Raw genomic sequence first — 13,310 nt, 5'->3', positions numbered from 1 at the left:
TTTTTAAGGGGGGGACAAGAGCGTTCTTGCGTCCCTATTCGATCGGGGGAGTAGGGGGTATGCGAGGGGGCTCTAGACTTGGGGATAAAGGAGATTTATCAAGGCTTTTAGTCTTAAGTTGACACGCTTTGCACCCAGCGGTGCACCTTACGACTTGGTAAAAATCAAATCTCCAATTAACTTACCAAGGACTGCCAATTATTGTAAATCCGGCCCAAAATTTGGGGTGAGATAAATCGGAATTTGCTACTTGTCCGGCTTGATTGAGGTCGATCGCACTTTTAGTTCCCACCAACTTGCCATCTTTAATTACAATTTGTTTGCGGAGCATTGCCAGTTGGGCTTGTCGGAGCGCTTCGGCTTTAATGGGAGCCGATCGCAAATTACCGTAAAACTCAGTCATCAGCCCTAAAGTGGCGAAATCATTAGAGTTCCACAAACTCGCCAAAGCTGATTTTACACCGCTGCGGACTGCCAGCCCAGCAAATCCCATTTCTGCTGTACTGTCGCCGATCGCAGTTTCGCACGCACTCAGCACCAATAACTCGACTTGTCGGCGATCGTACCACTTCGCCAACCTAAATTCATCCAAAGCCAAAGACTGGTTCCACAGGTCAATTGCAGCTTCCTTGCGTCCGTTTTGATTGAGCGGAAAGCTGGCGTGAGTAGCTAAGTGCACAATGTCAAAAGCCTGTTGCTGCCGCTGTTTGGTGAGATTTTCCAGAGTAAAGTCTTGATTGAGAAAAGAGCGTCCCCGCCACAAGGGAAATTCGGCAGCAGGATTGAGAAAACTTTCATTTCTGGTCAATCCGGCTGGCTGTTTCCTGTTGCGGATAGTACCGGCGATCGCAGATAATTCGATCGGCACCGCAGGCAAATTAGGTTTATTTGTGTGGGGAAATTCCGAAGCACCCATTGCCAAAACTTGCGCCTTTTGCAAACTTTGATAATTCGTGTTAGTCAAGCTGACACTGGGAATTGAGCCGAGGCTGTACTTTTCTACTAGAAATTGCTTGCCGTCGTGCAAAGCTGCTAGCGGCAACTGTCGCAAACCGGCATCGAAGGAAAAAACTAGCGTATCGACATTTAGCGCTTCTAAATCTGAACGGATAGGCGCAATTAGCCACTGGTAAAGTTGCCGAGCATTTGCTAAATATTCGGGATCTTCCGAGTCATTGGGTTTAGCTAACGAGCGGTGAAACTCAGCCACTGTTTTTAGCAAATCTTTGCTCTCGACACGGATATTTTTGAGAATAGGAGGGCCGTCGGGAACTACTAACACTAACGACAATTCTTGGAGGCGGACGATCGCGTAAACAATGACAGCTTGCTTTCCGGTTTCCTCCTTGATGGTTTTCAGAGTTTCTCTCAGATATTGAACCGTTACTTTTTTGTCGGTGAAATCTTCCTCATAATAATTTTCATAGTCTTGTTCAAACAGTTTATCAATTAGGGGAACAGCATCATTCGCATTGTTTTGATCTAAGGTTTGTTCGACGATCGATCTGCTGATTTCTAAGGGAATAAGATTTGGGATATCTGCGGGTGCGGGAGTTTGGGCTGCTGGAGTTGGTGCTGGAGTTGGAATTGGTGCGGGTGCTGGAGTTGGTGCTGGAGTTGGTGCTGGAGTTGGTGCTGGAATTGGTGCTGGAGTTGGTGCTGGAGTTGGTGCTGGCGCTGGAGTTGGCGGCGGAGTGGTTTCGGGAATGTTTGCTAAGGAATTAGGCTCGATTTCAGTAACTGGTGGCTCAATAGCAGGCGCAGGATTGGGAGTTAAGACTATCCATCCGTCGGATTTTTCGGAAAGAGAAGAGCTTGGCGGTGGCGGGTTTTCTGGCGGGTTTTCTGAAGGGGGTATAAAAGTAAGATTAGGTTGTTTTTCAACGGGCGGTGGTGTGAGCGAAAAGTTTCTATTTGGATCGGTAAATGCCCAATTAAAAGTGCTGCTTCCTGTTTCAGGATTTGGGGTGACAGAGGTTTTTGCTCCTAATAAATCGCCAATTAAAACAGCTAATTCCTGTTGCGGATTTTGCGCTTGGGCGGGCACTGCTGCGGCTGCGGGAATGGGTGCGGGAACGGGTGCGGGAAGGGCTGCTGGAATGGGTGCAGGTACAGGCTGAATTTGGGCTACAGGCCGGTTGTCAGGGGCTTGAAGGGCTGCAGGCGATGGATTTGGCGCGATCGCGCTGGGAGGTGCGATCGCGCTGGGAGGTGCGATCGCGCTGGGAGGTGCGATCGGGGCGGTGAGTTGGGCGATCGGGGGAATTGTCGGCGGGGCGGGTATTCGGGCGGCGGCGCCGGGAGTTGTTGGCGCTGAAGGCTGTGTGCGGGTTGTGCGGGGCGGCAGTGTGAAGAAATTGGTGTTTAGCAGTTCTTGGATGGCGGAAAAATCGATCGGCGCGGGTTCGGGTGTTGGGGATAGGGTTGGGGTTGCGATCGAGCTTTCGGGTGTTGGGGATGAAGTTGCGATCGAGCTTTCGGGTGTTGGGGATGGGGTTGGTGCCGAGGTTTCTGGTGTTGGGGATGGCGTTGGGGCGGGGGATAAACCCTGTGGCGGCTGGCGTCTGGGTATAAGTAAAGGTGCAGTCGCTGGAGTAGTTGTTGGTGCGGGAGTTGGTGCGGTTGTCGGTGCGGGGGATGCCGTCGCTATCGGTGCGGGAGTTGGTGCGGTTGTCGGTGCGGGAGTTGGTGTGGCTGTGGGTGCGGGAGTTGCACTCGCTGTCGGTGCGGGAGTTGGTGCGGGCGTAACGATTTCAGGAACCGAGATAATTTGAATGCGATCGCGATCCTGTTTGTAAGTATAACGATAACTGCGATCGGGCGAAATCGTTTGTTGGGGATTACTATTTCCCCTAGTAATTGCACCAGCAGTTCCATTTGTTTGAGAATTGCCGACAATAAAAGGCGTGATTCCCGCGCCCCCGTGGCGGATAATTATCGTACCGCCGCTAGCATCTCCTAGACTTCCAGCCGTAGAGATGCTAGCATTGATGCCGTTTCTATCTATAAACGAATTGGGCGAGCGAAAAAAATTTTCGGTCAAAATCCCAACATTTCCGCCCGTACCCGTGCCCCGACTCTCAGCATTAATTTGACTGACAACAATATTGCCAGCACTGCTGCGGTTAATCGCCCTGACATCGCCCGCATTCCCCCCAGCAGAAGAGTTAACTTTTCCAGCATTAATATTGCCGTTAGCGTCGAGCAAAATATTGCCGGCATTACCATCTGCCGAGGAATTGATATCACCAGCAGTGATATTAGTGCCAGCATTCAGCTCGATATTGCCGCCATTGTTAGGGGAAGTCGAGTTAAGATTCTCAGTTTTAATTTCTCCCTTCTCGCTGTACAAATAAATTCCTGCTGTCCCTTGGAGATTTTTTGTAGTAATTCCTCCCTTCTCGCTGTACAAATAAATTCCAGCGTCCGAGATAATATTTTGAGTAGTAATATTATTAGTTGTAGCAATGTCGATCGCGGCGGTAGATTTGGGAATATCATCTTGAATATTGATACTGTTGAGACGAGTCACATTGCCGATCGCACCGCCAAACTGAACAACTCCCGCATCGGGTTTGACGGTAAGATTGTGCGAGCCATCAACAGTAGAACTAAAAGTAATGTCGCCCGTCTCCATAATTCTTACATAGAGGTCGTTAGACAGTGTTACCGGAGCAGCAAACGTAATATTATTGCGGTTAGTTTCGATAGTTCCGCCCACAGTAATACTATTTGCCTTAAGCTCTATATTGCCGCCAGTGACAGTCGTGTTCGTAGCAAAACTGCGGGAATTAATATTAGATGTCGCCACAGTTCCTTTAGCATCTATGGCAATATTTCCACCTTTGCCACTTCCCGCAGCAGTAATCAGCGGGCCGGCAGTTGTGTCAATATTACCGCCGCTTTGAATGCGAAGATTGCCGCTATTTCCATTGAATCCGCTTAATAATAAAGCTCCGATTCCGGCGGTAGTGATATTGCTACTAGCTTCGAGGGAAATATTGCCACCGCTGTTACCGCCGATCGCATTTATGAGGCCGCCAGTCGTATTAATGAAACCGTCACTTTTCAGAGAAATCGCAGCGCCCTCTTGAACACCAATTGCTTGGATAGCGCTGGTGGTAATATTTCCTTTAGCATTTAAAGTAACTGTCCCACCTTTGTTAGTTGTCAGGCTTTTATCGGAACCATCGTAACTTGTAATTAACTTACCTGTAGTGATATCGCCATTCGTATTGGTGACACTAATATTTCCACCCTGTAATTTACCGGAAACTAACAAATCTCCTACATTAATATTACCGCTGACAGTAGATAAGGTAACGTTGCTGCCATTGCCATTAGCAGAAAGACCTGTAATTGTTGTTCCTGTGGCTGATGTTTTGATACCGCTGTTAGCTTGAAAGGTGATACTGCCAGCAGTGCGATCGCCCGTGGTGTCGATCGCGCCCGTATTGATGGCACCGCCGCTCGTAAGTGCGATCGGGCCGCCGTTTTGATTCGCCATTACACTGAGATTGCCCGTAGTAATATCGCGATCGGCTTTTAAAGTAATTGAGCCGCCATTTTCCGGGTTAAAAATAATATCATTTCCTGAATCCTGAGAGCTAGTTGCATTTAATTTTCCAGTAGTGATGCTGCCATTCGCGGTAGTAAAATCAATAATACCACCTTGCAATTTACCGTAGTTTAATACGTCACCTGCTCTAATATTTCCACTGGTAGAGATAGTAATATTGCCGCCCTTACCGTTGTCTGAAGAATTATTGATGTCGCCAAGCTCAATATTGCCATTTACACTGGTAATATTGATATTCCCACCATCTGCTTTCGATCCACCTGAACTAGGTGAGCCTATAAGATATACATTAATGTTACGATTTGCCTGTAACGTTATAGAACCAGGACGGCCGGGGGAATCGCCATTTCCAGTGCTGATATGTACTCCATTTGGAGGAAAAATAATAGCTCCCTGTTCGCTGATGAGGGTAACATTACCGCTGTTGCCAGTAGCTATTAAACCAGGAACTCCTCCTGCAAAACTCTCTATGCAAAAACTAGGGGAAGCACAGTCTAAAGTAATATCGTTTTTTGCTTTGAGAGTAATGTCACCCGCAGCGCTGGGTGAGAAAGAATGTAGATCGCCCGTAGTAATGCTGCCACCGGCATTAACAGTAATATTACCGCCTTTGCCGTTAACAGAAGTAACTATAGTAGAAAGCGCTCCTGTTGCAATATTTCCTCCAGCAGTCAAAGATATAGAACCAGCATCGCCCCCAAAATTATCGGTCTTAATTTTTTCTGTTTGAATGTTGCCTGTGGCTTGCAAAATTACCGGGCCAGTTTGACCAATTCTTGAGAAAAATTTTGGCTCGGGAAACGTGTCAATGTTTCCTACTTTAATGTTGCCGCCCGAGCGCAAAATTAGCGATCGCGAACTGCCCAATATAAATTCATCACCTGTAGTAGCATCAGCAAAAGCTGCATTTGGACTTGTGATGTTAATATCTCCAGTAAAAATAATATTTCCCGTACCCGAAGTCGTATCTACCTTGAGAGATGCACCCGTATATGCCCCAGAAACCACATCTCCATTCTTTACCTGTAAACCAGAACCCGTTAATACAACTTGCCCTTGAGCATTAACTGTCACTCCCGTTGCACTTCCACCTCCACCCGTCAATAACTGAGACAAAGATGCAACTGGTAACACCCAATTTTGAGGCCAATTGGTAGCTACAGATTGCGGCTGAACTTCCAAACTCAATAAGTTTCCAGCTTGGCTAATTCTGACTAAATTTTGACCGGGGACAGCAGCAATAGTAATATTTCCTCCCGGTGCAGCAAGTTGTCCCGTACTCAAAACCGTGCCGCCCAACAAAGTTAAACTCTGTCCCTGTTTCACAGCCAAACTGCCTAAATTGATAATTGCTCCCGGCTGTAAATTTGTAAAAGCAAAACTGTTCGGACTTCCTAGTAACTGTGCATAATTATTCGTGCCAACGGCACTAAACCAGTTGTTGCCGAAACCAATTCCTGTAGCAGTAGTCGCGGTGAAAGAACCGGGAATATTTAAGCTGGAATTTGCACCGAAAACAATCCCCGCCGGATTCATTAAAAATAAATTGGTATTATTCCCGTCCGTAATTTTAATTAAGCCGTTAATTATCGAAGCATCGCCGCCGACAACTCGCCCTAAAATATTGCGGATACTGGGATTTGAGATGAAATTGGCAGTTTGTCCTTCAGTTAAACCAAATTGTTGGAAACTGTGAAACAGATTTGTACTGTCGCTGGATTGTTGACCACCTTGAATGTTGAATTGATTGCCATTGGGGCTGATTTGAGTATTCGTGCCGTCGGTGGCGGGGGTGATTTGGGCTGTGGCTGTTTGCGATGGGGTGAAAAGTCCTGTTTCCCAAGTTGCTAAGGTGCTGAAGGAGAGGAATGTTAGGAGAAATAGATTGTTTTTATCTGCTGATTTCATAGTTTTTGTTAGTAGATGATATCTTGCACCATCCGATAGTCCGCCAGGGGTTTAAACCCCTGGCTCATAGCGAAAGTCCTCTAAAGAGGACTGTATAAAAACAGGGTTTTCGGTAGAGAATTGCGCTTGGGCGCTGAGGCGAAACTACATATCTTTGTTGAGTATGAAAGTTGTGCCATAACGATCAATTATTCAGTCCTCTTCAGAGGAGTTGAGCTTTGAGGCAGGGGTTTAAACCCCTGCCGGAATTAACGTCACAACCCATTACTATTTCCTCTCTTCTCTCCTTTGCACATCTTGCAACTGCTTCCCTATTTTTTCCACCATTTGCACATCTCCCAAAGTTTGATATCCGTCTTTTGCCAACTTCAAATACCGCATCGCTTCGAGATTCTCCCTCATAGATGAATGGACTTCTCCCAAACCGTAACGCGCCTCAGTTAGCTCTTCGATATCGTCCGGTTTTGCTGTACTAATCACCTTTAAATAGTAGAATTTAGCCTGCGGCATCAATTGCGATCGCCCTTGATACATTTCTCCCAACCTCCGGTAGATGGGCGCTGTCTCAACTCCCGCTGCTGGTAAGCTTTCTAAGGTTTCTATTGCTTCGGCAATCAAGTTTGTGCTAAGATAAATCTGTGCGATCGCCAATTTCTGACTCGCTGCATTCGGTACTTGTTGCTCGATCGCCCCCACAGCCTCCTTAACCCCTTCAACCTCCTTCTCATCCAGCAATCGAAACTCTGTATCGCCCTCTCCCAGAGGACTTTCCGAAGAAACCCCCGTATTCGCCTCCACAATCAACCTGTACTTAACACCCGGTTTCAGCGCCGGTTCCCCCGGATACACCGCCTCAGTACCGTTAACCGTCATTTCCCAATTTAACTTCGCTTTATTTTCCAGGATGCTCAACTTATAGCTAGTCGCACCCGCAACCGGATTCCAGCGCAAAGTTGGCTTATTTCCCAGCAATTTCGTCCGCCTCGGACTGATTATATAAGGAATTGGCGCGTTGTTCCAAACAATTTGATCGTCGCCGCGATCGGGACATCTAATTAAATTTTTATTGCAGTCAGACTGCGACTTGTCGCTAGCCAACAAACAGCTATTTAATTGATTTTCACCCGCTTTAATTGACTTAATTCCTAAATCTGCACATTGAATCGTAATTTGTCCGTTTTGTGAAGTTTGCAGTTTGTCACCCGGATAAATCGGCGTACCGGCTGTCGGGCGAACATTTCTGCCATCTTGACGCTGTAGTTGCACTTCGCCGCTAATATTTAGGATTTGTCCGTTGGGTATTCTTGTCGTTGCTGCGATTGCTGGGGAAATTATCGGATTGTTGGCGGATATTTTGGATAAATTGGCCTCAATTCCGAAGTGGGGATGAGGCAAAATATCGATCGCAATCAATGTAAATGCGATCGCACTTGCACCCATAACAAAAGTCGTCTGTTTTTTCATTGACTTTTTCCTATTATTGGTAAACGTTCCTTTGCCATTTGGATACATTCATCTTGTTCTGGTATGCTGGAATTGGCAGATTTCAGTGTTTCTTGCCAATGTGTGAGTGCTTCTTGCGGTTTCCCTTTAGCTTCCAGTACCTGCGCTAAAAGGCATTGAGCTTCGGGAGTATTATTGCTGAGAGATATTGCTTGTCTTAAATCGGTTTCCGCTGCGCCGTATCGCTTTTGATTCAAGCGCAGCCAGCCGCGATTCTTGAAACAAGCTGATTTCACTCCATCAAATTGAGTTTGTTCTAAACACATTCCGATTACTTTTAAAGCGGATTCAGGTTTCTTTTTGATAATCAGCGATCGAGATATTTGGGCATAAGCTTCTGGAAGTCCTCGCCAGACTGCTTGTTTCATTGCTTCTCGCGCGCACTCGTCTTCGTTTAATCGATCGCACAGCAAAGATAAGTTATAGGAAGACTCACCGTTAGTAGGATTGATTGATGCAGCTAGACTGTATGAAACTTTCGCGATTAAAAATTGATTGTTGCGGTGGTTTTCCATGCCAAATGTATTGATTTTATCTGCCAGATGCGGGCCGATGAGTGGATAGCCGATCGCCAAAACAGCTAAACTGATGCTGGTACGCTGCATAAATTTAGTTGGAATCGTAAATTGCGGGTGGTTTGGGCGGCGATTCCCTACGGGATAGCTTCCCTTCACGGGCGCTACATCATCTGTCGGTGCAGTGAAAGGGCGATCGGCTTCCGATTGCACTAAAATAAACTCCTCAAACGTCGGATGCTGACACAGCATTGGAATCCCGCTCGCACCCGGAAATCGAGAGTCCCAGCGCCGCAAGTAATCCTTAGCTTTTCGCACTGCCAAAAACAAAGCATCTCCCAATGCCAAATATCCAAACAAAGACTTGACAAAATCGTGAGCAATTAAATCTGGTAGCGGCGCCCGCATCACAATTATTGACGGCAAATCCAGACCTTCAGCAACTATATCCGTTGCAATTCCCAAGCTCGAACAAGAATTAAAAATTAGCAACTGCAAGCCGTTACTAATAGCTTTTTTTAAACCTGTTTTTAGCTCCTCTACTGTAATACTATTGTTGTCAGGATTTTGATTGATATACAGCCGTCCGTTAGCAGCATTTTTGTCGCTGTTGCTGTGTCCCGCAAAAAATAAAACTTGCCAGCCTTTTTCATCAAAAAGGCGATCGTGTAATTCTTGATGTGTCGGCTCTTTCAGAAATATTAATTCGCAACTATCGCCAAAACGTTCTTGAATAATTCTGCTATCTTGTTTAACATCAATTCCCTGACTGTTGCCTGAAACACATAAAATCCTGCCTCGGGAAGGTCGAGCTATTTCTACTGCGGTTGTCTGTCGAGTAATTGTTTTATATTCTGACGAAGTGGGAATTATTTCGCAGTTAGGGTAAACTTCGCGAAATGCCCACGCATCCCAAGGCAACTCCCAGATTTCAGAATTATCGACTTCTAAAAATATTTTAAAGCATTCGGATCTATTGCTGATTTCTGTTCTGAGGTTTAACTCAATTTCTCGGAAAGACTCGTCAGCTTTCAGCCACATTTTCATGTATTCCTGCAAACTCCGATATAGGGCTTCAGGTTTGTCCTCAGAAATATTTGTGACGCCTGTGGATTTTACCTTAATTCGAGTCTCACCACTCCGAGATTTGAGCGCATTACAAAGCAGTTTCCACCTTTTGTGCAATTCCTCAATTTCCAGTGCTGGCGGCAAGCTTCCTGAAAATTGAGCGAAGGTTTTTCCTGTTTCTTTGAGTTCCGCTGTGACGTGAGGAAACCCGTCTTTTAGACTCCCATATCCCAAAGCCAAGATGATAGTCCAGCTCATAAATTGGATGCGAGTGCAGTGATTTTCAAAATCATACCACAAAATTTTCTGTCACGATCGAATCTTCTAGGGCTACTCGGATGCTAAAACTCTCTTCGGGTTCTACCTCAAAATCGTTCAGCAAGATACACAAATTTTGCACCGTTGATTCAGCTTGGTGTAAAATTTCTCCTGTGTCGGATATTAAGGAGAGTTTAGTATGAGGAGGCAAGTAGCTTTGTCCGATCGCCGGATGCAACTGGACGCAGACTCTGACAGTGCGATCGCTATCTTCAGCAATAGCCACCAACAAAGCAACAGTTGTCCTCCCCAAGCGCATTCCCAAATCAATCACTTTTGCCCGAGTCACATCTGCTACTGGAAATATATTGACACTGCTTTGATGTCCGCGTAAAGTATCTTCCGATCTATAATTTCCACCACTTCGGAATGCAAAATCCGGCTTCTCCTCAGAAAAAAGCGCGTCTTCCAAACTTTGTTTACCTTGCTCAATTTTCTGCCAGCCAGCTTCAAAAATATTCTTAAACCAATTGCCCAATTTCGACGGAATCGGATTATCAATTGTTTCGGGGGGCGAAGCCTGTGGCTGCGGGTTAAATACCGCATCAAAAGGCTGCCAATCAGGCGCAAACACATTCACCAGCCACTGACGCAGGTCAACTTTAGCTTCAAACAAATGTTCGAGGTGCACTAAAAAATCGTCAAGGGAATGTAATTCGCTCAATACTAATTCGCCTGAATCCGCAGTCTGGGAAAAACCGAGCAATCTGGCTTCTTTTTCCTCTTCATCAATTTCTACTGCAATATAGCCGATGCGTTCTGCCCTTGCTTCCACGGGCACCGGACAAATGTCAGGTGGATTTGCTGATAAATCTTGGTTAGCTTTTGCTAGATTTTGATGGAGATGTCTCATCGGGCGGCATTCTATTTTACCCAATCCTTTAACATACAAATCTGCCGCATCAGCAAACAAGCGCACTGCCGGATTCCAGCTATCGCATTGAGTCAAATCAGTGTCAATACTCAAGATTGTTAGGTAATCCCGAACTGCAAGCACTGCCAAAGTATTGAGATAAACTTGCTCTTGTCTTTGTGGATGGCGCTGTTGGGCGGAAAATTGCCGAGCAAGTTGTAGTGAATTTTGAGTTATTGGCATGGGCAAAGGTTCGAGATTTGAAAGGTTGTCATGGTTCATTGTTCTGGTACTCCTGGTATGTTGAAAGTTTGATATCCTTGATTTTCGGAAAACTTTTGCAGCAGATGCCGACAGTCATTGTTGAACAATTGATATAAGGTGGAAGGGGCGCACCCAAACTCTTTGGCAATCTCTTGAAAAGTTTGACCGTACAAACACTTGCGCTGCAATAAAACTTGGCAATTAATTTCTGGTTTTCCTCTAACGTGTCTGCTTTTTAATTCGTCATTTGGATCGACTTCTATCCATTCAATAAGCTCGTCTAAATAGAAGCTTACATCTGAATTGGCGACGACATCATTAATTGAATTGATAGTTGCTTCGTCTTGTACTCCTTCTAACGAAACTATGCGATTGCGCCTTTGTCTTTCTCTTTCTTGTTGTTGCTTCAGACAACAATCTAACAGCCGCTTTTTGAGATAGGGATTTAACCAAGTCGTAATCAGGCTTTTTTCGGGATCGTAAGCTTGTTTTGCTGTGGTAGCTTCACATAAATTGCCAGAGAGATAGATCCATGTCTTGTGCAACGCCTCTTCGTAGTGAGGTGTGTTTTCTTTCCAGAGTTTGCCGGATTTGAGAATCTCTCGAATGAGTTTACCCAAGAAATAACCTCGCCGGGGACTTCCCAGGGGATGCTTGCAAGCTTGGGTGATGAGTTTAACGATTTGCTGGTGGGCAGAATCTCGATCGCAATTTCCAGATTTTCCTGAGCCCGCAACAGCATCGGAGTCGTCGGATAAGTGGTCTTCCCCCTCGGAGGAGTTGGATTTATCATTCATAGTTAAGTGCGGCCGCAACTTTGTTCCTACACTTACTTATCAGGTTGAGTTAGGAATTTTTTTGCGAAATCCCCAAAGTTTTTTGAGGCAGCGACTAAAAGTCTTGCTGTGCGGTCGATGTAGCTTTTTTTTGTAAGTTGAGTTTTGTAAACAGGCCGATCGCCCATCAATCGGGTTTACAGACGCGCTTGGCGATGGAGGGCGTGCACTCACAGGCACCGCCCTTACATTTACTCGTTACCAGGCTCTGCCTGATAACGCATATCCGGAGGCTCTGCCTCGATTGTGCAGTGCTTTCACGCAGTCTTGAGAATGCTTTACCAAAAAAAAGTGAAATTTTGCATAAAACTACTGAGTTGGCCCTGATAAGTAAATGTGAGCGACAGTTAGGCGGTTGGGGCGATCGCACTTCAACTCTCAAAACCAGGTTTTTCCAGTGCTTTCACGCAGTCTTTACAGAATTTCTCAAAAATAAAGTGAGATTTTGCATAAAACTACTGAGTCGGCCCTGATAAGTAAATGTACGAGACAGTTAGGCGGTTGGGGGGATCTTTGGCACAAGCAGGTCGATCGGGCTTTTCGGTGCACTCCGGCAGAGTCCGGCGGGGGTTGAAACCCCCGCCTCATAGCAAAAGTCGTCTGAAGACGACTGCAGAATTTATCAGTCCTCTTTGAGAGGACTTGCGCTATGAGGCAGGGGTTTGAACCCCTGCCGGACTGTGAGACAACGAGCGATCCGATCGCGCTTCAACACCCGAAACCACATCTTTTCGGTGCTTTCACGGAGTCTTTACAAAGCTTTACCAAAAAAAAGTTGAGTTTTGCATAAAACTACCGAGTTAGCCCTGATAAGTAAATGTACGAGACAGTTAGGCAGTTGGGGCTATTTTTCGCACAACTCCGTGCGATCGCGCAATCCCGCAGTCCGAAAGTCCGGGAGACAATTAATTACCTTCCGGGCTGGGGGGAAAGCGCATTATTCGATCGCACTTCAACTCCCAAAACCAACTCTTTTCGGTGCTTTCACGGAGTCTTTACAAAGCTTTACCAAAAAAAAGGTTGAGTTTTGCATAAAACTACCGAGTCGGCCCTGATAGATAAATAAGGACTTACGCACCAAGTTCAAGAAACCGGGTTTTTGGCCGAATCTCCTGCTAACAGCGCATAATTTTCGTAAAAACCCGGTTTCTGGCCACCCGCGCATAAATCCTATGGTGCGATCGAATTTATTAATTTCAGGGGTGTATTGAGTATGTTTGACGATTTTTCGAGGTTTTTAGAGGTTTACGCGAAGACACTGAGTATGTTTTGCGTAGATATACGGATTTTAAGCTAATCGGGCTTTGACGGTTGTCTGCGGTTGTTGCGGGCGATTCCCTACGGGATAGCTTCGCTTCACGAAGTTTTTAACCATACCTTAACTGACTTGAATTGACTTGAAGGGCGATCGACCCTAATTTTCAGGCGAGCAAATTCGGTAAATGTGACACGTCTGTGCGTGTCGG

The 13,310-nt window shown here is 45.9% G+C and carries 5 protein-coding genes; all 5 read right to left on the bottom strand.

Translation table 11 applies throughout. The features are described 5' to 3' along the window. Window positions 1–181 precede the first annotated feature (181 nt). Window positions 182–6,487, bottom strand: coding sequence for a CHAT domain-containing protein (locus QUB63_RS26275; RefSeq protein ID WP_332948303.1), 6,306 nt, complete (start codon window positions 6,485–6,487; stop codon window positions 182–184). 267 nt (window positions 6,488–6,754) lie between these two features. Continuing rightward, window positions 6,755–7,951, bottom strand: coding sequence for a hypothetical protein (locus QUB63_RS26270; RefSeq protein WP_332948302.1), 1,197 nt, complete (start codon window positions 7,949–7,951; stop codon window positions 6,755–6,757). After that, entirely contained in the window at window positions 7,948–9,831 is a 1,884-nt protein-coding gene (locus QUB63_RS26265; RefSeq protein ID WP_332948301.1) for a CHAT domain-containing tetratricopeptide repeat protein, read from the bottom strand. The genes QUB63_RS26270 and QUB63_RS26265 overlap by 4 nt, the downstream gene beginning before the upstream one ends. Window positions 9,832–9,862: 31 nt before the next feature. Continuing rightward, window positions 9,863–11,026 (bottom strand): DUF1822 family protein, encoded by a 1,164-nt coding sequence (locus QUB63_RS26260; RefSeq protein ID WP_332948300.1) that lies wholly within the window; start codon window positions 11,024–11,026, stop codon window positions 9,863–9,865. Continuing rightward, the gene (locus tag QUB63_RS26255; RefSeq protein ID WP_332948299.1) at window positions 11,023–11,805 is read right to left on the bottom strand and encodes a sigma-70 family RNA polymerase sigma factor; all 783 of its coding nucleotides are present in this window, start codon (window positions 11,803–11,805) and stop codon (window positions 11,023–11,025) included. Before QUB63_RS26255 ends, QUB63_RS26260 begins: the two co-directional genes overlap by 4 nt. Window positions 11,806–13,310 lie beyond the last annotated feature (1,505 nt).

This window comes from Microcoleus sp. ARI1-B5 (genome assembly GCF_036705795.1).
Lineage (GTDB): Bacteria > Cyanobacteriota > Cyanobacteriia > Cyanobacteriales > Microcoleaceae > Microcoleus.
This window is presented reverse-complemented; position numbering and strand designations above follow the sequence as displayed.

Coding starts and splice junctions, on each gene's coding strand:
- QUB63_RS26275 (WP_332948303.1), bottom strand. CDS start 6,487: ATGAAATCAGCAGATAAAAACAATCTATTTCTCCTAACATTCCTCTCC.
- QUB63_RS26270 (WP_332948302.1), bottom strand. CDS start 7,951: ATGAAAAAACAGACGACTTTTGTTATGGGTGCAAGTGCGATCGCATTT.
- QUB63_RS26265 (WP_332948301.1), bottom strand. CDS start 9,831: ATGAGCTGGACTATCATCTTGGCTTTGGGATATGGGAGTCTAAAAGAC.
- QUB63_RS26255 (WP_332948299.1), bottom strand. CDS start 11,805: ATGAATGATAAATCCAACTCCTCCGAGGGGGAAGACCACTTATCCGAC.
- QUB63_RS26260 (WP_332948300.1), bottom strand. CDS start 11,026: ATGAACCATGACAACCTTTCAAATCTCGAACCTTTGCCCATGCCAATA.